This is a genomic window from Sulfurimonas sp. (assembly GCF_047622445.1).
GTDB lineage: Bacteria > Campylobacterota > Campylobacteria > Campylobacterales > Sulfurimonadaceae > Sulfurimonas.
In genome coordinates this window covers 41,277-63,053 of the sequence record NZ_JBLHOE010000002.1, presented here as the reverse complement: position 1 = coordinate 63,053, position 21,777 = coordinate 41,277, and the positions used below count along the sequence as shown (strand labels likewise).

Annotated in this window: 25 protein-coding genes; 17 read left to right on the top strand and 8 right to left on the bottom strand. The window is 33.2% G+C overall.

From position 1 onward, the window contains the following. Nucleotides 1-13 precede the first annotated feature (13 nt). The 6 genes from ACI9TV_RS00980 to ACI9TV_RS00955 all read right to left on the bottom strand — a co-directional run bounded on the left by ACI9TV_RS00980 (nt 14) and on the right by ACI9TV_RS00955 (nt 4,764). Nucleotides 14-985 carry a CobW family GTP-binding protein gene (locus ACI9TV_RS00980; RefSeq protein WP_415248890.1) on the bottom strand — a complete coding sequence of 324 codons (972 nt, stop codon included), beginning with the start codon at nt 983-985 and terminating at the stop codon, nt 14-16. 121 nt (nt 986-1,106) lie between these two features. Next, nucleotides 1,107-1,823, bottom strand: coding sequence for a 2-oxoacid:acceptor oxidoreductase family protein (locus tag ACI9TV_RS00975; RefSeq protein ID WP_415248889.1), 717 nt, complete (start codon nt 1,821-1,823; stop codon nt 1,107-1,109). After that, nucleotides 1,823-2,692 carry a thiamine pyrophosphate-dependent enzyme gene (locus ACI9TV_RS00970; RefSeq protein ID WP_415248888.1) on the bottom strand — a complete coding sequence of 290 codons (870 nt, stop codon included), beginning with the start codon at nt 2,690-2,692 and terminating at the stop codon, nt 1,823-1,825. Before ACI9TV_RS00970 ends, ACI9TV_RS00975 begins: the two co-directional genes overlap by 1 nt. 1 nt (nt 2,693) lies before the next feature. Then, nucleotides 2,694-3,896: a ferredoxin oxidoreductase gene (locus ACI9TV_RS00965; RefSeq protein ID WP_415248887.1), complete on the bottom strand. Its 1,203-nt coding sequence runs from the start codon at nt 3,894-3,896 to the stop codon at nt 2,694-2,696. Between the two features lie 16 nt (nt 3,897-3,912). Next, complete coding sequence (locus ACI9TV_RS00960; RefSeq protein ID WP_415248886.1) at nt 3,913-4,482, bottom strand: carbon monoxide dehydrogenase beta subunit family protein; 570 nt, start codon at nt 4,480-4,482, stop codon at nt 3,913-3,915. Nucleotides 4,483-4,539: 57 nt separating this feature from the next. Beyond that, the gene (locus ACI9TV_RS00955) at nt 4,540-4,764 is read right to left on the bottom strand and encodes a ferredoxin oxidoreductase (RefSeq protein ID WP_415248876.1); all 225 of its coding nucleotides are present in this window, start codon (nt 4,762-4,764) and stop codon (nt 4,540-4,542) included. Nucleotides 4,765-5,609: 845 nt separating this feature from the next. Between ACI9TV_RS00955 and ACI9TV_RS00950 the strand changes: the two genes are divergently transcribed. The 10 genes from ACI9TV_RS00950 (at nt 5,610) to ACI9TV_RS00905 (ending at nt 15,983) form a co-directional block, all read left to right on the top strand. Next, nucleotides 5,610-7,220 (top strand): proton-conducting transporter membrane subunit, encoded by a 1,611-nt coding sequence (locus ACI9TV_RS00950; protein ID WP_415248885.1) that lies wholly within the window; start codon nt 5,610-5,612, stop codon nt 7,218-7,220. Further along, nucleotides 7,217-7,957 carry a hypothetical protein gene (locus ACI9TV_RS00945; protein WP_415248884.1) on the top strand — a complete coding sequence of 247 codons (741 nt, stop codon included), beginning with the start codon at nt 7,217-7,219 and terminating at the stop codon, nt 7,955-7,957. Before ACI9TV_RS00950 ends, ACI9TV_RS00945 begins: the two co-directional genes overlap by 4 nt. Then, nucleotides 7,945-10,821 carry a putative inorganic carbon transporter subunit DabA gene (locus tag ACI9TV_RS00940; RefSeq protein ID WP_415248883.1) on the top strand — a complete coding sequence of 959 codons (2,877 nt, stop codon included), beginning with the start codon at nt 7,945-7,947 and terminating at the stop codon, nt 10,819-10,821. Before ACI9TV_RS00945 ends, ACI9TV_RS00940 begins: the two co-directional genes overlap by 13 nt. Nucleotides 10,822-10,840: 19 nt before the next feature. Next, the gene (locus ACI9TV_RS00935; RefSeq protein ID WP_415248882.1) at nt 10,841-11,161 is read left to right on the top strand and encodes a hypothetical protein; all 321 of its coding nucleotides are present in this window, start codon (nt 10,841-10,843) and stop codon (nt 11,159-11,161) included. A 149-nt stretch (nt 11,162-11,310) separates the two neighbouring features. Beyond that, nucleotides 11,311-11,586, top strand: a complete 276-nt coding sequence (locus ACI9TV_RS00930; protein WP_415248881.1) for a hypothetical protein — start codon at nt 11,311-11,313, stop codon at nt 11,584-11,586. A 610-nt stretch (nt 11,587-12,196) separates the two neighbouring features. Then, complete coding sequence (locus tag ACI9TV_RS00925; protein ID WP_415248880.1) at nt 12,197-12,910, top strand: carbon monoxide dehydrogenase beta subunit family protein; 714 nt, start codon at nt 12,197-12,199, stop codon at nt 12,908-12,910. Between the two features lie 12 nt (nt 12,911-12,922). Then, a complete protein-coding gene (locus tag ACI9TV_RS00920) occupies nt 12,923-14,107 on the top strand; it encodes a transketolase C-terminal domain-containing protein (protein ID WP_415248879.1) in 1,185 nt (394 codons plus the stop codon). Nucleotides 14,108-14,119: 12 nt separating this feature from the next. Then, the gene (locus ACI9TV_RS00915; protein WP_415248878.1) at nt 14,120-15,034 is read left to right on the top strand and encodes a thiamine pyrophosphate-dependent enzyme; all 915 of its coding nucleotides are present in this window, start codon (nt 14,120-14,122) and stop codon (nt 15,032-15,034) included. Between the two features lies 1 nt (nt 15,035). After that, nucleotides 15,036-15,746 carry a 2-oxoacid:acceptor oxidoreductase family protein gene (locus ACI9TV_RS00910; protein ID WP_415248877.1) on the top strand — a complete coding sequence of 237 codons (711 nt, stop codon included), beginning with the start codon at nt 15,036-15,038 and terminating at the stop codon, nt 15,744-15,746. 12 nt (nt 15,747-15,758) lie between these two features. Further along, a complete protein-coding gene (locus tag ACI9TV_RS00905) occupies nt 15,759-15,983 on the top strand; it encodes a ferredoxin oxidoreductase (RefSeq protein WP_415248876.1) in 225 nt (74 codons plus the stop codon). Nucleotides 15,984-16,222: 239 nt separating this feature from the next. Here the strand turns inward: ACI9TV_RS00905 and ACI9TV_RS00900 are convergent, their stop codons facing one another. Then, entirely contained in the window at nt 16,223-16,534 is a 312-nt protein-coding gene (locus tag ACI9TV_RS00900; RefSeq protein ID WP_415248875.1) for a hypothetical protein, read from the bottom strand. A gap of 62 nt (nt 16,535-16,596) precedes the next feature. Next, nucleotides 16,597-16,899: a hypothetical protein gene (locus tag ACI9TV_RS00895; RefSeq protein WP_415248874.1), complete on the bottom strand. Its 303-nt coding sequence runs from the start codon at nt 16,897-16,899 to the stop codon at nt 16,597-16,599. A gap of 217 nt (nt 16,900-17,116) precedes the next feature. On the opposite strand from ACI9TV_RS00895, the gene tig reads away from it, so the two are divergent. The 7 genes from tig (at nt 17,117) to ACI9TV_RS00860 (ending at nt 21,777) form a co-directional block, all read left to right on the top strand. Then, a complete protein-coding gene (gene tig / locus ACI9TV_RS00890; RefSeq protein WP_415248873.1) occupies nt 17,117-18,370 on the top strand; it encodes a trigger factor in 1,254 nt (417 codons plus the stop codon). Nucleotides 18,371-18,391: 21 nt separating this feature from the next. Continuing rightward, on the top strand, nt 18,392-19,057 hold the full coding sequence (locus ACI9TV_RS00885) for a leucine-rich repeat domain-containing protein (RefSeq protein ID WP_415248872.1): 666 nt from the start codon (nt 18,392-18,394) through the stop codon (nt 19,055-19,057). Nucleotides 19,058-19,212: 155 nt separating this feature from the next. After that, nucleotides 19,213-19,515, top strand: a complete 303-nt coding sequence (locus ACI9TV_RS00880) for a hypothetical protein (RefSeq protein ID WP_415248871.1) — start codon at nt 19,213-19,215, stop codon at nt 19,513-19,515. A 142-nt stretch (nt 19,516-19,657) separates the two neighbouring features. Beyond that, complete coding sequence (locus ACI9TV_RS00875; RefSeq protein ID WP_415248870.1) at nt 19,658-20,065, top strand: group III truncated hemoglobin; 408 nt, start codon at nt 19,658-19,660, stop codon at nt 20,063-20,065. A gap of 71 nt (nt 20,066-20,136) precedes the next feature. Continuing rightward, a complete protein-coding gene (locus ACI9TV_RS00870; RefSeq protein WP_415248869.1) occupies nt 20,137-20,502 on the top strand; it encodes a hypothetical protein in 366 nt (121 codons plus the stop codon). Nucleotides 20,503-20,616: 114 nt separating this feature from the next. After that, nucleotides 20,617-21,183: a hypothetical protein gene (locus tag ACI9TV_RS00865; RefSeq protein WP_415248868.1), complete on the top strand. Its 567-nt coding sequence runs from the start codon at nt 20,617-20,619 to the stop codon at nt 21,181-21,183. 144 nt (nt 21,184-21,327) lie between these two features. Further along, entirely contained in the window at nt 21,328-21,777 is a 450-nt protein-coding gene (locus ACI9TV_RS00860) for a hypothetical protein (protein WP_415248867.1), read from the top strand.

The following is a 21,777-nucleotide window of genomic DNA, read 5'->3' as shown; positions in this document are numbered from 1 at the left end:
TAGCGTACTATTGCTACTTCTTCAATCTAAATTGAGGTAGGTTTAAAAAATCGAACTTACTACATAAAGTTTTAACATCATCATCAATTGATTCACCAATAAAAATCATAATAGATGGTTGAGCATATTCTTTTAATTCATCAAATGAAACATTACCAAATGAATAATTAACCACAAGAGGATTATCTACATCACTAACTTTAACAACACCCTTTACTCTGTATATACTTTTAGGAATGTTTTTCAAGACTTCATCAACATCATTAAACGTTATACCTTCTTTGAGGTAAGCAACATTTTGAGTAATTGAATCTTTTGAAGTATGATCATCATGCTTATAATCTTTAGCTAATCCAGCAATTTCGTTTACTTCATATATACCATCAAAAACTTCTTTATTCACAAGACCTTGATTAGCACTACTAACAACATAGTTATTAAAGATTGGCTTACTTGTCATTGTGTTTTTAATATTGAATTCTTCTTTAATTTGAATTACTTCTAGTTTTACACTTTCAAGTTCAGTATCGCTTACTAGGTCTGTCTTATTTAGTACTAGTATATTTGATCCACCAATTTGATATTTCGCAGTTGAGTTGTCTTTATACGTATCAAGATTCTTAGAATCAACAACACAAATAACACCCTCAACAGATATACCAAGGTTTTGCAAAGATAAAAAGATAGGAAACGGTTCAGATGCCCCAGAAGTTTCTACAAATATAATTTCAGGATTATATTTATTCATGATCTCAATAACACCACTTTCAAACTCTTCAGCTAACTGACAACAAATACAGCCTTCTGATATTTCAAGAACTTCGCTATATACATTACTTAGAATATCTCCATCTATACCAATATCGCCAAACTCGTTTACTACAATAGCAACTTTTTTATCTCCAAAGTATTCTTTAACTGTATTTGTGAGCATGGTAGTTTTACCAACACCTAAAAATCCTGTAATAATAAATGACTGTATCATGTGTGTTCCTTGTGAATAAAACTTATTTAATAAGCTCTTGTGTTTAGGGTTTATAAAAAAAGTTTTTGAATATTTTTGAAAGAGGAAAGAAATAACTGTGCACTAAGCACAGTTACTAAGATTATACGTTACCGTTATTGTTCTTTGAGTCTTCAAGAATTTGATCTAAACCAACTTCTTTAGCCCACGCAGCAGTTAAATCATACGCTGCAGATGCAGTATCAAGATTTTTCTGAATAAGGTCTTGTTTTTTCTTAAACTTTTTCTCAATTACTGAGTCAAGTGTAGCAGTACCACCAGAAGCTGTATATTTCTTAAGGAATCTATCTTTAATTCCTTCTTCAATAGCAGGCTTGCTAATAGTTCCTAAAGCGCCAAATAATGCACCTAACATAGCCATGTTAGTTGCAAGTTCAGTACCAGCTTCATCGATAGCAAACTGAGTAAAGTCTCTTGTAAGAACTTTAACATTTAAGTCAGCTAAAATCTTTTTATCTACATCAGTTAAAAGATCTCTATCACTATTAATGATTACAAGACCGTTTTCTTTAATACCAGCATAAAAAGGCATTGTGTATGATTTACCCATAGTAATAACTTGTGGGTGGAAAATCATAACAATATCAGGATAAATTACTTCACCTCTATCATAAATAGGCACAGTACCAATTCTTACATAAGACTCAGATGGAGCCATACGCTTTTCAGCACCAAAGAATGGATTTGAAACTGCGAAGTAACCATCAGTATCAGCGGCAGTTGCTGCAATGTGAGCAGCTGTTACAGCACCTTGACCACCAAGACCCGGAAGTCTTACTTTTATTGAATCTTTAGCCATTATAACTTCCCTTCTGCTTTACATTTTTTCAAGAATTCTTCCGCTTCTGGTGAAACGAATTTGAATGATGCAAATCTGTCTTTATCTTGATCTTTCATCTCTCCAAGTCCTTCATTTGCACTTAGTCCAATTTCAAGAATACAAGGAGTGTAAATGTTAAGAAATGTTGGTCCGATATTTCTAGCAACTAAAATTGCTTCTCTAACCGCTTTGGCAACTGCTTTAGGTGCAGAAGCTGTCATGTTCATAGAGTAATGACAACCAGATGTTACAGCAAGTTCCCACATTTTTACTTTTTCAAATTTTTTCCCTAATGGAGCCATTTTAAAAACTTGACCTTTTGGAGTAGAACCTGATTCTTGTCCACCTGTATTTGCATAAACTTCGTTATCAAAACAGATAGTCGTGATGTTTTCTTGTCTAAAGAAAGATTGTAGTGTATAGTCAAGACCGATATCAACAGTAGCACCGTCTCCCGCTAAAACAACAACATCTTTTTCTATATCTGGAAATCTCCAGTCTAGAACTCTTTTGATACCAGTTGCAACAGCATTTTGGTTACCAAAAAGTGAATGCACAGTATGAAGTGCAATATGTGGAAACATTAGAGATGTACAACCAGTTGAGTTAACAATGATTGTATCTTCTGGTTTAGGTAGTGCAGAAAGCACATATCTTAACGCAGCAGCTTCTGGACAACCTGCACATAGTGAATGTTCTTCTAGTAACTCTTTAGTTTCTGGAAGTTCTTTAATACCACGAGGCTTATCTTGATTTTGAGCCCATGTAGCTTTTTCCTCAAGATCAATAATCTCTTGAGGCATAATGTCTCTAAACTCTGGATTGATCTTATAAATATCATGTCCCATATTATGCTCCTTTAGCTGGATTAATTTTTTCCATAACTTCTTGAATAATTGCTTCAGCAGGTAAACTCATACCACCGGCAACTCTAGGTCCACCAATAATTTCAGTAGAAGACTTACCGTAAACAGCAGTTTTAACTTCTTTTTCTAACCAACCAACAACATTAAACTCAGGTACCCATGCATATTTTACACCATCTAGCGCTGCTAGAAGTTCTTTTGTAGGGAAAGGTCTAATCGTTCTAAGCTTAATTACTTTAGATTTGATTCCAAGTTTAGCAAGTTCTCTTTGTCCCTCTTTTGCTTGATGAGAAGCAGTACCACAAGTAACAAATGCAAGTTCAGCATCTAAATCACCAGTAATATGTACAAGACCGTTTAAGAAGTGTTCTGCATAAGGACGTGATCTCTCTACTGCAGATCTTACTTCCCATTGCCAAGAAGCATGTGTAGCATAAGAAATATAGTTAGACTTCATTACAAATGGATCTCTTAAAAAACGTCCCGGAGGTGTTTCTGAATCAATCGGAGGTAATGGAGACTTATATGGCTCATAAGGGAAAAGTGCAATGTCATCCGCTGGAAGCATTACAGATTCTCTTGTATGAGATACAAAGAAACCATCAACAACAGTAACAATTGGAACGTGTACATCAGGCTTTTCAGCAACAATGAATGCGGCAATTGACATATCAAATAATTCTTGAACATTTTCAGCATACCAGATCATACAACCAGTTTCTAACATGAATGTAACTTCAAGATTATCAGGCTGAATTGTAAGTGGTGAGTTGATACCACGAGCCATTAGGATAAGTTGACATGGGATTCTAGTACCTGACCATTGTGGAAAGTTTTCCATTGCTCTAAGTGTACCAGGACCTGAAGTAGTAGTAACTGTTCTAGCACCTGCCATTGCACAACCCGCAACTTCAGACATTACACCAAATTCATTCTCCCCTCTAAAGTATGTACCTACATAACCTTCTGCCCATAGTTCACCAATAAGGTGAGCTGCTTCAGATTGTGGTGTAATAGGATACGATACTGATGCATCTACTGTACATCTTTTTACTGCTTCTTTTAAAACTTCAGAACCAGTCATGAAGTGCTTTTCTCTTGGAGCATCGAAAAGCATGTGATCTGCTGTAACTAATTTCTGACCAGACCAGTTATGTGTGTCTGTCATATCTTTAATAGTACTCATTATTTATCTCCTTTTCTTATAATTTTAGTTCTGATTTTACTTCTTTAGCTATCTTGATAAATTTCGCAAGCTCCGAAGAATGTTGATCTCTTAATGTAGCCATTGCATCTTCATGCCCTGACAAACCACAAATTGCGATTGTATAACAATCTGTTTCTGATCTAACCATTTTTAAAGCGACATTTGCATAGTGACAATGAACACCAATAAAGATTGCTGCTTTGATATTGTTATGCCAAATTGTTAAGTTTGGATGGTTTGGATTGATCTCAACTTCAGCATCAATTTTTGGATACTTGGGTCTATAATCGTACATTGGAATCATTTTAGCATTAAGTACTTCTGCCATTTCTTTGATAAGAGTAGCTTTTTTCTTAGCTTCTTCATTGAAACCGTATAACACTTGTGGACCAGGGAAAATAGTTGCATTTTCGCTTGTTAACATAACTCTTGCAACTTCTCTCATTGCAGTTTCTTCATCTACTACATCTTCTAGTAAAAGTGCTTTTCCCTCTGGTGGTGTAATTACACCTTCATATATTGCCGTAGGATACGGTGAATAATACGCTGGACCTTGATTTGCCATAAGTTCTCCTATAAATTGTTTATTAGACTATAATTTTATTAAATATAAATTATAGATTTATTCTTCGTGACCAGCCATTTCCATCGTAATACAATTACGATCTAACATGTCAGTACACACGTACACACAAAGTGCACATCCTTTACATCTATCTTCGTCTACCCAAGATGTGTTACCATCTTTATCGAACATTAGCGTGTTTGCCTCTGGACAATATAGCGTACAGGTATTACATTTGTACTCAGCACACATGTCTGAATTTACTTTTGCTACATAATACATTAATTTACTCCCTATGATGACTTAAACATAGATATTAGACTTAATAGTTAAGTTTAATAATTAGTGATGTAGCATCAAAAAAATAATAATAAAAATAAATCTCAAGAACAATTTTATTGTGTTCATGAGACATTCTTTATCAGCTACATGTTATGTTTTCAGAACGGATTTTACTTAAATAACCTTTTACTTTTCTTTAATATATGATATAGATATTGATATCCTATATTAGGATTACAACAAGTAACTAAAGGGATAAAATCATATTTATATCTTTTTAAGAACAGATTACTATCAACTTATAGACATAAAGTAAGAGTACGCTATTTTTAGTATCTATAAGTTAATTCGTGTAATTTCAACTCACTTCACACTGGGCAAGTAATCATTATATATTGCATATCGAAGTTTAAAGCTATCTAGTATAAGTATTATCGGTGCTAGTGAGTTCATTTGAGATATTACTGGGATTTAACTGTATGATAAAAAACAATCATGTTACCAAATGCAACAAACTTATCTTTAAGCTTAGTATATTTATCTATCTATTAACTAATATTTAACTTTATTAATCAAGTGCCATTTTCATTTTTAACTTAACTTAAAAATAAAAATGTTAAAAACCTCTATTACAAATAGTTACACATTTGAAGATCTTTATTTCAGATGAAAAAACAATGAACTGTTACATTATAAGTCTTGAACACGACTTTGTACTTATAAAACTTATAATTACAAGGCTATTAAGAGGTATTTTGATAGCCTTTCATTGTAAAATTTATTTTTAGTAAGTGTTCTAGCCGTAATTATGGCGAATATATACCCAAAAGATAGGAGTTTTTTTAGTGGAAAAAATTATATTACTTATTCCAGCTATCCCAATTATTATAGCAATCATTCTTGGATTTGTTAATAAGAAGGAACATATGCCGAGAATTAGTATCATACTTTCAAGTATGGTAGCTTTACTTGCGCTTTGTGGGACGTTTTACGTTATGTATACTGGTAAGTCTATTGAAGGCTTTAATGGGCTTGTTATTTATAATGAACTCTCATCAATTTTAGTACCCTATGTTGCCATATTAGGCTTAGTAATCAGAAGATATGCAACAAAATATATGTGGGACGAGGCAGGATATAAAAGATTTTTTATCCTTTTAAACTTTATTTTCTCATCCATTTATTTACTTGTAATGAGCAATAACCTTATCGTACTAGCTTTAGCATGGCAACTTATGAGCGTTGGCTTATACCTTTTAGTGTCATTTAATGTAGCTTCAAAAACTGCTGTAAAAAATGCAAGATGGACTATGTATATTCACAAAAGTGCTGACTTTGTATTCTTACTTGCTGTTATATTGACGTATAAAGCATTTGGAAGTTTTGATCTTGATACATTAAGAGAAACATGGCTAATAATGTCTGAGAGTCCTATTGAAGATCCAATGATTTTCGTAGTTGGCTTCCTTTATTTACTAGCAGCAATGATGAAATCTGCGATTGTACCTTTTCATATTTGGTTACCGTATACATCTGAAGCACCAACACCTGTATCTGCATTAATGCATGCTGGTGTTGTAAACGTGGGAGGAATTTTACTGAATAAACTCGCATATTTACTTATTCTTTCACCGCTAGTTCTTAACATTGCATTTGTAATTGGTCTTTTTACTGCGATTTTTGCATCTATGTTGATGCTTGTAGTTTCAGATATTAAGCGCTCACTTGGATATTCGACCGTTGGACAGATGGGTTATATGATTATGGAAGTTGGTTTAGGTGCATTTAGTCTTGCAGTGTATCACCTTATTGTTCACGGAATTTTTAAAGCTACACTTTTCTTGGAATCAGGTAGTTTAATTAAATCCGCAAGGCTTGATCCAAATATTCCAGAACGTCTTTCGTATAAAACGTTCTCTGAAGAAGACACAAAATATAAAAGTACTAAAACATTTAAACTCATGGCCATCTTTACCATCGTGCCAGTTATTGCATTTATAGCAGCAAAACTAGTGCTTGCTCCTGAGTTCTTTGAATTTAATGCAGCCATAGTTATTTTAGCATTTGCTTGGCTTAGTGGAAGTCAGCTTTTCTTATCATTTTTCCAAGTATCTAAGAGTGATTCATTTAAGGTGATAGTAACACTTATTGGTACATTTATTCTAGTTTTATTTTCATATGAATTTTTGGGCTTAGCCTTAGAACACTTTCTTTACGGCAAAGATGCTTTACTTTTTTATGAAGCTGCAACACTTAATGTAACTTTAGTAAGCGCACTTGGAGTTTTATCTTTTATTATGATTGCTGGAGGGCTGTTTATGCATAAACAACACTTTAGTAAAGCTCCAAGTCGTGGAGTTAAAGCAAACAAGTCAAAATGGAAATTTTACAGACTACTAGTTAAAGAGGGGTATTACTTTGATATCTTTAAACATTCGAAAAAAGGCAAAGTATGATCACTAATATTTTATTTTTATTATTGGTTTCAGGCTTACCTTATTATATAGTATTGGAAAAAAGCAATAAATTCAGTAGTAAAGCTATATTTTTATTAAGTGGTTTTTTACTCCTTTGTGCGATACTACTTTCTTTATTCGTCCACAATGCACACTCTGAGCCATTTGTTATAATCGCTTTTATCAGTGCACTCTATTCTATATATAGGGCAACTAAAACAACAAATTTTTATAAGCTAGGTTACTATTTCATTTTTATAAATGCACCATTTTTTCTTCTCTTTGAAGAACAGGGAGCATTTTACAGTTTATCACTATTAGTCTCATTAACTGGTCTTTATGCAATTGCAAGTTTTTATGAGAAGCATTATGGAAGCGCAAACTACCTCTATGTCAGAGGTATTACGCTCGCTACTCCATTGGTTGGAATTTATATAACCCTCTATTTGATTACTATAGGGCTTTATCCACCTTTACCGAACTCTCTATTTTTTTTAAGTTATATTTTTAATAGTGAACCTGATGCACTTTGGTATATTGTGGTTATCACTATTTATTTTGCTAACTTTTTAATATCTATGAAGGTATTGGAAAAATCTATTTTTGGAAAAACAAATCCAAGTATTCATTATGTTGATTTAAATTTTAAAGAAAAAATTACCCATTCGATTATTCTAGCGTTACTTGTATTATTAAGTATTTATGGGGTTAAGGAGATACTTTCATGGGTATTATAGAAAAATTAGATACTGTCAAAAAAACAGTTCCACATTATTGGCCTATTGGTTCGTTTATTCACCATAATCCATTGAAGGGATTTGAGCATCTTAACTTTAAAGATGGGCTGAGTAAAGCAAAGAAGATATATGGTGGTAAAGTGTATATGGAGCCCTCTTATTATTTGAAGTTTTATAAAGAGGGGAAAATATCACACTCACTCTTGGAGTCAAACCTAAAAGAGGTCCTTAAGGTTGATGAATTAGCAGAATATTATGATCTAGCTATGAAATGTTTACTGGAAGTAAACCCTCAATGGAATCATTTTAGACGTACTGCATCAACAAAAGAGCATGCTATTGATGAAGACCTTTTAGCCTATCTAGATGATGAGTTTTTTTACCACAATAAACCAAAACTCTTAAAGAAATTAACAAAACATATGACTCTTTATGAGATTAATGATGTTCTTTTTAATCGTGATGATAAAGAAGTAATTGAAAAAGAAATTATAGAATATATTTCTCGTTTTTTAGATGAAGGGCAAGCAACCATTCCAATGGCAAATAGAGAACTCGGAATGTTTGAAACATTTAAACTTTATGAAGATTTTGAGTATCCACATGACTCGGAGACATTTGTTGAAGAAGCATTGGAAAAACTAGAGGTGAAAAATAAAGAAAGATACCTTTTAACGCATGTCCTAAAATTACATGGATGGGCTGGATTTATCAAGTACCGTTCTGAAGATCCTAATTACTATGCACAACAACAATACCCATCATCACTTATGGACTATATTGCCATTAGACTCTATTATGAGCTAGCATATTTAAAGCATCGAGAAATCAATAATTTCACACTATTAGATACTTATGTTGAAGACAATGGTGCATATATGATACTTAAAGTAGTTAAGTCTCAAAGCCATCTGCCTGGAAAATTTATAGATGCTATGGAAGAGTCTGATGATTATGATGCTATCTTAGAAAGCTTCATACAATATGAGCTTCAACTTGACGCGAAGCAAGTTCACCTAGCAAATGATATACTCAACAATACTGAGATACCGTTAGTTGAACTTGCAAAAATCATGGAAGTATTACGAGAAGACGACGGATATATTTGGCTTAAATCTCTCGAAGATACTTATATTCATTCATTTATTGACGAGATGGATTTGAGCAATAAAAATAATGAGCCAAGACCATTAGCCTCGGCAACTTTTTGTTTAGATGTGCGATCCGAAACTATTAGAAGAGCAGTTGAAAGTACTGGTCCATATAAAACATTTGGTGCGGGAGGATTTTTAGGTTTTCCTATCTCATTTGTGGAGTTTGACAAGGTACATGAAGTAATGCTATGTCCTGCGGTTGTCACACCAGCAAACATTGTGTTTGAAGTGCCCATAGAATCAAGTAGAGAGTACAATTCAAAAAAAGTAATAACTAAAACTACTAAAAAAGTAGTAAGTGATTTAAAAAATAATCCATATACACCTTATATTATGGTTGAAGCTATAGGTTGGATTTTTGGTATTAATCTTTTTGGGAAAACATTTTTACCAAAAAGAACCAAGAAGCTTTTCTCAAGTTTCAAACCTATCAAACCAAAAACAACATATACACTAGATAAGCTCTCAGGTGAAGACATTGAACTCTACGTAAATAAACTTCATATCCATATTATTAGTGGTGTACTTGTTAACAATTCATCTAAAGAATATTCTGCGCAAGAAGTCCAAGCTATTAGAGATCACCTTATTTTAGGTAGTGATCTATCTTTAGAAATACCATTAGACTTATTAGAAAGTTTAAAGTCTGGCTATAAAATAACACCTGAAGATTATGAATACCAGAAGAAAAAACTCTCTACAGTTGGATTCACACTTGAAGAAAAAGTTCAATACTTATATAACTTACTTACAATGATAGGTCAAGTAGATAATTTCGCTGAGTTTGTTCTTTTATCTGGACATGCTAGTGTTTCAGACAATAATCCTTTTGAGTCTGCACTAGATTGTGGTGCATGTGGTGGAAGTAGTAGTATTCCTAATAATAGAGCAATTTGTATGATTGCAAATTCACCAGATGTTAGAGAAGCTATCGCAAAAAAAGGTATACTCATTCCTGATGATGTTAAATTTATGCCAACCTTACACATTACTTCGACTGATGAAATAAAATTTTACGATGTAGATATGTTAACAAATGCTGAGATGAAAAGGTTTATGAAAATAATATTCGACTTTACTAAAGCTTCTAAACTTGCACGTGAAGAAAGAGCAAAGCAATTACCATATACTAATACGCAACAAGATGTGATGATAAAATCTATGGACTGGTCAGAGCCTAGACCTGAATGGGGTCTAGCCGGTAACATGGGTGTATTTGCAGGTCCAAGAAATTCGATAAAGCATATGAAATTTGGCAATAGACTTTTCATGCATTCATATGATTCAAGCTTAGATAATGATGATGCTGATATACTTACGCGAATATTTGACGGCCCACTTGTTGTTGGTGAATGGATTAACCTAGAACACTATTTTTCTACCGTTGACAATAGTATCTACGGTGCTGGCTCTAAAGTCTATCATAACATCGTTTCAAAAATTGGTGTATTTAATGGTAACTATAGTGACCTCAAAATCGGTCTTCCAACACAGTCTGTACTATCAGAGGGTGAAGCGTATCATGAACCAGTAAGACTTCTTACTTATATGGAAGCATCGTTAGAAAAAGTAGGAAAAGCTGTAGAAAGGTCTGTAGCTAAAGAGTTTATACTCAATGAATGGATCAGACCTATCATTATAGATAAAGAAGCAAAAAAAGTTTACTCGTATGAATCGGGAGACTTTAAAGTTATTAAAGAGTTAAAATAAAAAATATTAAGGATATAAAATGTATACAATAGAAATAGAAAAACAATGTAGTTGTGTAATTAAAAGTGGTTTAGATAAGGTAATGGAGTTTGAGACAAGAGAAGATATGTATAATAAAGCACGAGTTTTAGAGTGCCGAATGAATCAAGAATTTTGTATGACACACTTTTTTGATGCAGTAGATTATGGCGATAAAATAGTAATACATAGTAGTTTGAGACCTGCAGATGATGAAGATGAAGATCATATCGAAGATGCAGGGACACTTGTACGAAACTCTAACGTAGTAATTGGATTTGATGCAAGTGAGCCATCTCCAAAAAAAGCAGGCGGAAACTAATCTAAACTTCAAAGGGTAGATCAAAGAATCTACTCTTTATGTAACCTCAAATTCAAATCCCCTTACAAAGCATAACTACTTTTCAAAAGCATTTCTATTTTTGTTTTAATCACTATAATTCCAAAAATTAACAATAGCAAGGAAAATATATGTATACAGTATATATGGAACAGGAATGCGCATGTTTCAAAAAAAGTGATTATCAAAAAGAAATGTCATTTAACTTTCAAAAGGATGCATATAACTATGCACATCAAGTAGCAGAATTTATGAATGAAGACTTCTGCTCTACGCACGTATTTGAAGCTCAACTAACAACTAATAGTGATTTTCTCATCCGAGTAAGTGCAAATCCTAATGCAGGTAGCTCATGTGGTACGGGTAGTGAAGATAGTAGCTGTAGTTCTGGAAGTTGTGGCTGTTAATAAGATTCAATATAAAAAATTATGCTTCATAAGGTTCAGATAAATCATCTGTACTTTATATAAGCAATACCCCACCCCACTTAATACACCAACACTCTCAATATACTAGCTCATTCCAAACCTAATTAACACCCAAATATTAGCAATAAAGTGTAACCTTTCCGTACAATCAAATGCTTTAATGGTATAAATAGTGTAACTATTCTACTCATATAAATAATTTTACATTCTCATATATTATTCATTTTTCAGACTGATATTCATTGCAAATATCCTAATTTATGAACTGTAAATACTTCAGATTTACTGCGACAAAGTCCTATCACATCGAAGTTTATCAAGTGTTAGTAGCAATTTGAAATTCTATTATTCATAAGGTTTTCATAAGCCTAGTTTCTACTTTTTACATTAAAAGAAAATGAGTACTTAGTATATTTAAAGATTTATTCGCTACAATAAGCCACAAATTCATGTTTATCGAAGAAGGTAGATGATACCTTTTAGACAAACTATATAGCTAGATTTTTAATCTAGACTATAGGATTTAAAATGTTTTATGCACATTTGTGTGTTTTATTGAAACTTTTTCATAAATATAAGGAGTTAAACTATGACAAAAAAAATAGAAGTAGGCCCTGCTGGCTATATGCCTCAATCAGCACCAGCTATGGGAGTCGAAATTGCACCGGAAGGTCAAGCTTTACTTTATGGTAATGCTGTTACACCGGAAGAAGCAATGAGAGATGCTGCAGTAGCATTACTTACAAGAAAGAATCCAACAATTTTCCCTGGTCCACAAGTTCTATGGGATTGGAAAGATGATGTTGCCGCTAAAGCTGCAGCTCTATTAGATCTTGCATCTGAGATTCCTAATTGTAAAATTATTCCAATGCCAGATTACAGACCTAAATATCCAAAAATTGATGTTAAAGCTGAAATTAATCCAAATCATCCAAATCTTACAATTCTAGATAATAGAATCGAAGCTTGTATCTTTATAGGTGTACATTGTCACTATGCAAATCTTTCACTTAGAATGATTCGTGCAGGTACTAACTGTTATACAACTGCATTATGTGCATACATGGGTCATGAAGAAGCTATGGCTTCAATCAGAGATTTACATGCATCTGATATTCTTAAATTCAGAGATATTATTATTGAAGAAAGAAATAAGCTAGGAATTAAGTGGGAAACTACTTTACCACCTGAAAATCCGTCTTTAGAAAAAGAAGACAACGGTACACTGTCACCAGCTGATTATGGAGAGTATAGAAGCCTCATCATGACCAAAAAAGGTGAACATGTTACTGATACTGAATAAGGGAGAAAATAGATGAGTCCAAATGTAAGACCACAATTAAATAAAAAATCCGTAGAAATGAACTACCTGTTAAAGGAAGCTCCAAGAACTAAGCACTTTATTACAGGTGCTCAGGCAATGTCTGAAGCTGTTAAAAGAGCTAATGTAGACATGGCAATTGCTTACCCAATTACACCACAATCAGAGGTAATGCACCTTGTTGGTGATGTATTTGCTCAAGGTCATATTAAAGAGTACTATAGAGCTGAAGAAGAGCTTGGTACGATGTCAGCAATTGCTGGTGCATCAAGAGCTGGTGTTCGTCTGTTTACAGCAACATCAGGACCTGGACTTTTACGTGGACTTGAAGCAATTGTTTCATGGCCAGGACATAGAGTTCCAGCAGTACTAGGTGTTTTAACTCGTGTTATTAATGCACCACTATCAATTCAACCAGATAATCTTGAAATGGCATACTTGTTATATTCAGGTATGGTTCTATTACATGCTGAAAACCAACAAGATACATTTGACTTCACATTAGCAGCATTTGCTATTGCTGAAAAAGTTGATGTATATATTCCAGTTGCAGTTGCTACAGAAGGTTTCTTCGTAACACATGCAAAAGGTTATGTTGATATGATGGATGAAGATCTAGTATATAAAGAGTTTGATCCAGTTGCTGCACCAGTTCCAGCTATGGATAATGAAACTCCTCCAGCTAGAATTCAAAGAGATGCTCCTGTTCAAAAGTCAAACTTTATGAGTTACTTAATTCACTCAGTATGGCAACAAGAGATCTGGGATTCAAATAGCCGTGCTATGAAGTACATCTATGAGTATCTTGGTGGACCAATTGAGGTTCTTAACCCTGAAGCTCAAGTATTTGTTGTTGCATCTGGTTGTGCTGCTGCACAAGGTAGAGAAGCACATAGATACGCACAGGAAGATGGTTTAAGTGTTGGTCTAATTAAAGTTAGAGCAATCAGACCTTTTCCAATTAAAGAAATCCGTGAAGCAACTAAAAATGCTACGGCACTTATCGTTCCTGAGCACAATATTGTTGGTTGGTTAGCGCAAGAAGTTAAAGCTGCAATCCCTAATGGTGGAATTGTTGTTGATGGTCCAAGAGTATACGGTGGTATGACACTTCCAGTAGAACTAATCATGAAAGAACTTTATACTGCTCTAGGTTTAAAGTACGATCTTAAATTATAAGAAAGGATTCAAATGAGTTTAAAATATATTACTCCGGCAGCTATACTTAAAAGATACTTGCCAAAAGACTATGTAGAGTTAGTTGATTACGGTCCGTTCGGAAAAACTCAAGATGAAGCTGGTCCAGGTAACATGGGTCAATTCAAAGAGTTAATGGAAGAACACCCAATGTGTTCTGGTTGTTGGATGGCTTACTATATCAGATTGATATTTGCTTCTCTTCCATGTCCAGAAGAAACAGTAACATTAGGTACAGCTGGTTGTGGTCGTCTTGCGATTTCTCAAGCTGCTGTTCCATTTATTTACGGTAACTATGGTGATCAAAATGCAATGGCTTCTGGCCTTACTCGTGCATTTAGATTACGTTTCCCTGATAAGACTAAAGATGTTATTACTATTGCCGGTGACGGTGGTACTATGGATATCGGTTTCTCTATGACTATGCATTCATGGATTCGTGGTGAAAAATTCACTACAATCATGCTTGATAATGAAGTTTATGGAAATACTGGTGGTCAATCATCTGGTATGTCTCCTAAGGGCGCTGTTCTTAAGATGGCTCCAATGGGTAAAGATTTTGACAAGATGCCTGCAACAGGTTTAGCGCAAGCTGCTGGTTGTGTGTATACTGTTAGAATGTCTCCTACGAATATCAAAAAAGCGGCTAAGATTATTAGACGTGCAATTTTTGTAGCTCGTGAAGTTGGTCCAACATTTATTCATGCATATACTTCATGTAACATTGAGTATTCAATTCCTACTGAAGATGTATTCCAAGATGCTAAAGACAAAGAGAAAACTCGTTTTCAATTTGAAGAGTACATGACAGACGAAGCTAAAGAAGTAATTGAGCGTGTGGAAGCTGAAGAAAAAGCAGCATCTAAAGCAAGAAAAGCTGCATCTAAAGCAGCAGCAGAGGTAAACTAATATGGCTGAAAAACAAAAAACAGAAAGATATAATATTAGAATTTCTGGACTAGGTGGACAGGGTGTTGTAACAACTGCCCATATCCTTGGTGCAGCAATGGATAATGCAGGTAAATTTGCATCTTTAGTTCCTTTCTTTGGTTCTGAAAAAAGAATGGCACCTGTTGAGGCTTATGTTAGAGCTTCTACAGCGCCAATCTACGAAGTGGGTGAAGTAATTTATCCAGATATCATTTTGATCTACCATTCTCAAGTTGTAACACATGGTAAATCATACACAATGCCTTTTTATACTGGTCTAAAGCCAAACAGCTTAATCATTATTAATACTGATTTTGATGTTCTAACTGAAGATGATACTGCAGTTCTTAACGCTCTTAATGCAACTGTGGTACAATTCGATGCTACAAAACTTGCAAAAGATGTTGCGGGTACTGAACTTGCAACAAACATGGCAATGATGGGTATGGTTCTTGGTCTTACTAAACTTGTAAACACAGATAACATTGAAGCAGCAGTTAAAGAGAGATTCTTAGGAAACTCATTTGTTGCTTCTGGTGGTACTGCTGCTCTTGATTCTGCAATCGAGAGAAAGTTTAAGAAGAAAGAAGAACTACTTCAAAAGAATATGGATGTAATCTATAAAACTTTTGAAATGGCAAACACTGTAGATATCTCAGGTTCTGAGCTAATCGTTAGACTAAAAGTATAAGGAAAGATATAAATGTATTATGTAGCAAAAGTTAATTCAGATATGTGTGCTGAGTACAAGTGTAATACTTGTACTTTATATTGTCCAGAAGCAAATACGCTTATGTTTGACAAAGATGGTAACACATCTTGGGTAGATGAAGACAGATGTAAAGGGTGTGCACTTTGTGTATACGTTTGTACTGATATGCTTGATCGTAACTGTATAACAATGGAAATGGCTGGTCACGAAGAATAATCTCTTCTAGTCATTAATTACCCTCTCGGGTAAGTATACTTAATGGTAACTTTTACCATTAAGTAATACAAAACTAAATCATTTCTTCCCTAACCTCTAAAATGCAATTATTTACAACTCCAAGATATATAGTAAGATTATACTTATAAATTAAATTTTTTTTGATTGAGGGAATTGGTAGTATGTAATGAGATTTTGAATATAGAGCTATAGATAAACCATAACTCTATAATAAATGTTTACTGTGCCCCGTATTGACGTGAATCAATTTCTTCCATAAATCTTTCTACAGAAAAAGTAATCAAATTTGCTAAATCCTGAGGCGTTTTTTCAAGGTAACTATGCGTTAAAGGCATATGTTGTACGTGAGGATCCAAACCATCTCTAGCGTATGAAAACTCAATATATGGACCACCCGAATCAACTTTTCCACTATCTGTCGTTACTAAAACTCCAGGAATAAAATAATCAATATTAATATCAGGATTAACGGACATATTATCCACGAGTCTTACCATTGTGTCTAATTTTTCTTTTTCTTGAACAAACATAATGTTTCTCCTTTAAGATACATCTCTTGCGTGTAGTTGTATCTTAATAAGGGATATAAATCTTATCCCATCTCTACAGAGTCTATCTCTGCCTTAAATTCTTCAACAGAGAATGTAACCAAATTCGCTATAACTTTTGCCTCTGGACTTGTATATGTACTTGTTAAATGAATTTTACGTGTAGGTTGTGTGTATTCACTTATAATATATTTTAATTCGATATAAGGACCCTTTGACATATCACATACTTCAGAAGTCATAGCGACTCCAGGAATACAATATTCAATATCAATCTCAGGATCAACCATTAGGTTATCAACAAGTTCTACAACTTTTTCCAGTTTTATTTTGAGTTCTGCTTCCATAAGAATTCTCCTTAATTACTACCTATTAAAAGACTATCATAATAATTTATAATAATAATCTATAATCTATAATCACTAAAAATACTTAAGTATAAAAAAAGATAATAAATCTCTATTTTTTTATAGAAATATTTTAATGAATTTATTTTTTATTATTTAATAAGTTAATTTTAGACAATAATGTTAAAATTACATAATTAAAACTAAAAGGATTGTAGTGAAAGTTACAGTAAAAAAAGTAGATGATATAAACTTTATTATGAGCGGTACAGTTGATAATAAAATAATACAAGATAGAATTGCTATACTAAAAGAACAAGCAGCTAAAGAACCAAAGAATGAGACTTCCCAAAATGAGAATTTTGAAGAAGAAGCTGCCGGACAAGTATTTAAAGATTTTGTTGCTGCTGGTATCAAAGAAGCAAACATTAATGTTGAAAGTATTTTAGGGCAACCTGGAGTTCTAAAATATGAACCAAAAGAAAATGGTGTTTATTTTGAAGTATCTTTATCTACTTCACCTGAAATCAATCTAGATGTAAACTATATGGATTCAGCTCCTAGCTTCACTAAGCCAGTAGCAAGCAAAAAAGCTATTGAAGCTAAACTTACAGAGTTTGCTCTTAAACAAGCTCCATTTTCAAAGATTGAAAAGCCAAGATCAGCTGTAGATGGTGATGTGACTGTTATTGACTTTGCTGGATATATAGATGACAAACTATTTGAAGGTGGTAGTGCTGAGAAATTCAACCTTAAAATAGGTTCTGACTCATTCATACCTGGATTTGAAAAACAACTTATTGGTATGGATTATGGTGAAGAAAAAACTATAATAGTTACCTTTCCTACAGACTACCAAGCAGAAGATTTAGCAGGTAAGGAAACTACATTTATTGTAAAACTTCACGAAATTCAAGAACAAAAACCAGAGACTCCAGATGATGAATTCGCAAAAAAGATACTCGCTGATCCTAAGGCAACTTTAGAGACACTCAAAGGGAAATTTGCAGATCAAGTTACATCTGAAGAACTTTCACAACTTTACATGAGTGATCTTAAACCAAAACTTGTAGAAGCTTTACTTTCAAAGTTTGACTTTACACTACCAAACAATATAGTAGAACAAGAGATAGATGCAAAAGTACGTGACAAAACAAGATCTTTCAGTGAAGCTGAGCATAAAATTTATACAGATGATAAAAACAAGTTTAGTGAGCTTAGAGAATCTGTACGTGAAGAAGCAAGAGCTAGTATCAAAAAGGCTCTTATTGTAGAAGCTATAGCTGAAAAAGAAGGTGTTGTAGTTCCTGATCAAGAAGTACATGCTGCTCTTGGTTATCAAGCTATGATGACAGGTCAAGATGGAGATGAGTTACTTAAGTACTATGAAGAAAACAACTTAATGACTTCAGCTAAAATGGGACTCACAGAAGATAAGCTTTTTGGCATCATGCTTGGATTTGATAAATAATAAACTATGAGTAATTAGTATATGAATACAAGAGATAAGAACTGGATTCAAAAAATTTGGAATTGGGCAGATAAAAATAATATTTCTGATTTAGAATGGATAGAACATGATTCTTATCTCAATACTGGTTACTATAGAGGATTACCAAGAGAAAAAGAAAAGTTACTTAATCTAACAGAACTTAATCTCTTAGGAAGCCAGCTCACTCAACTCCCAGTAGAAATAGGAAATCTTGTTCATTTAAAAAAGCTCTACCTTTTGGGAAATCAGCTAACCCAACTACCAAATGAAATAGCTTGTCTTATTAACTTAGAAGAACTTTATGTTTCTGGAAACCAATTAAAAGAAGTACCAAAACAAATAGGGGCTTTAAAAAATTTAAAGCTTCTTCTTCTTCAAGAAAATAATCTTACCACGCTACCCAAAGAGATTGGAGCACTTCTCCATTTAACTACTTTAGAACTTGGCGGGAACAAGCTTACATCTTTACCAAAAGAGATAGGAAAACTTTCAAATTTAAATAAATTAACTCTTTGGAAAAATAAACTCACAACACTACCTATAGAAATAGAAAATCTTTTAGACTTACTAGAAATTGATTTTCTTTACAATAACCTAAAGTTTACTGACACAAATATACAATGGCTAGAAAGCTTACTAACTAAAAATTGTGATGTATCTGTATAAAAAATCAGCTATTTAAAATATCCCCTAAAAAAATTTGTTTGATTGTTACAGTTATTTTGATAAAATCAAAGTCACTAATGCTATAGATAATGCTTAGACATTAGCATCTTTCATATTTATGATTTAAAATAACTCACTACATTAGGAGAACTATCATGGAAAAAGAAACTAAAGAAAAATTAGAGCAGATTGTACTACTTGTAAATAAGGCAATGATTGATCCTGACATTGATGTTGATTATTGTATACCCGGAGTAGAAACAACATTGGATGATTGTAAGACATCAGGTGACCCCTATATTTTACTAACATATGTTGTAAGTGAGTATACTAAACCAACACGAATAATCCATTTAGGAAGTACTCTGCTTAAGAGCACAGCCGAAGAAGTAGCCAATAGAGTTACTTTCTCTATTGAAGAGTTTAAAGGCGAAATAGATTCTGTAGAGATGGGCTAAGCGCTCTCTCTTTGAGAGAGCCCATTCAAATTCATATAAACATATACATCTACTAAAAAATATGTAATAAAACTTCACTTTTTTAATACGATATAATTATCGTGATTTTGCTATAATTCCATCATAAAAACCAGGAGACACTATGCAAAATATTATGCTTTATGACACTGTTAATGAAGGGAACGTAGCAAAAATGGTACGTGAGTTTTACGCAATTTTGGTTGAAGATGATCTTGTCGGTCCGTACTTTGTTAGAGCACTAGGTGCAGATTTAAAAAATGAAAAGTGGTATGAACATTATCAAATTCTCAATAAATTTTGGCTTATGCTAATGAATGGAGAACCTGGCTACTTTGGTGATCCATTTGGTCCACATGCATTTTTAGGAGAACTTAAGTCTGAAACTTTTGAACGCTGGTTAGAACTTTTTAAAGAGCTTTCAAATAAGTACTATACTCCAGAGATTGCTGATAAATTTTATAGAAAAAGTGAAATACTAGCAAAGCAATTTATAGAGAGACTAGAAATAACTGGTGAAGAAGACGAATAAGCATATCTCTAGCTTAGTTGAAGAAGATATAATTAGAAAAATTTTGCTAAGAATTTAGAAAAGGAAATACGATGAGTGAACAAGCAAAAATATTAGCCCAAATGCAAGAGTTAGTTATGAATATTCTCAAAACAGGATCTGTGTCAGAAGAAGAAGGTAAGAAAATAGATCACCTTGAAGACCTACTCCATGAGCAAAAATGTTTTCAAGAGCTTGATAATTCTGAGCATGATTATCTAGGAGAAGAAATTGCGAGTCTTTTCTTGAAAAATGAGAAAATACAAGCCATCAATAAACTGATTGACTACAATATTACGCCAGAAGATTTCTTTGGGTTTGCAGAGTATCATTATGAAGATGAAGAAGAAATAGAAATGTTTACAGACATATTTATTGCAGATGTAAATAAGGTCTATCTAGCGCAGAATAAAGCTTAAGACTGTAAAGAACTTTAAATAGGTATTATAAATTAAATAAGTTGCATTATTTAATTGAAAACTACAATAACATAATGCTAAAATACGAAAAATTTATTATGGGATATGGACATTATGGATGCACTAAAAGATTTTTTAGAAGATGGTGGTGAAGGCCTCGTTAAAGAGGAACCTACTGCCAAGAAAAAGATTAATAACAATACTAATGAAAAAAATATGGAACTTGCAAATATGTGGAATGATGCAGCAGAGTATGAAGAAGAGCTAGAGGCTTTTGAGAAAGAGCTAGCAATTGTAAATGCAAATAATTTAAAAAATCTTGCCACAGCTTTAACACAAGAACTCCCAGATGAACAAAGAAATTATACACAAGAGTTAAAATCTGTACTGGTAGCTATTTGGACATATAAGGTTGAAACAGAAAACACACATCCCATAGAGCAATTAAATCTTATTAAAGAAACAGAGTTTTGTGATGTTGTAGAAAAAATGGTTACAATTGAACCTAGCTATGAGGGTAACTTTGAAGCAGATGTTAAATCAGTTTTAGTTAATAGGTTAGAGATGCTTATATCCATTAAAAAAGAGCATCTAAAAGAAGAGGAAGACGAGCTTTATATCGCAGGACTCAAACCAAGCTTTGTAAAGCGAATGTATAAAAAAGTGCATGGATTAATTTAGTAAATTAATCCAGACTTGATTATTATTTTTTTTGATAGATGTTAATATATTATTATATTATTCGTTTAATTCAAAAGGGCACTAAGATTACAGAGATATTATGCTAATATCCTCCAAAATTTTAATTATTATAAAGGACAAAAAATGACAACTGGAAAAGTATTAACATTATATATGACTATGCCTGACATGATACGTGCTGGACACCGTATGAGAGTTGAAGACATGGACTGTGATGAAAATGGTATCATGGGTAGTAGAGATTATGAAAATGGGACTGAACATACTATGGTTCTCATTTCACAAAAAAGTTATGACATCATAGAAGAAGCAGAACTTGTTTTAGAACAAGGTGTTCTAATGGAAGATATTCATGTAGATATTGACCTTTATCATCTTAAAAAAGGCTCTATTATTGAGGTAGGCGATCTGCTTCTAGAAGTAGTTGGACCATGTGAAGATTATCGTTACCTTTATGCTTTTGCACCTGAACTTCCTGAACTACTTGAAGGAAATCGTGGTCTTTTTGTATCTATAGTTGATGATGGCCAAATGAGAGTTGGAGATGAAGTCAAGATAATATCAGAGGCTTAA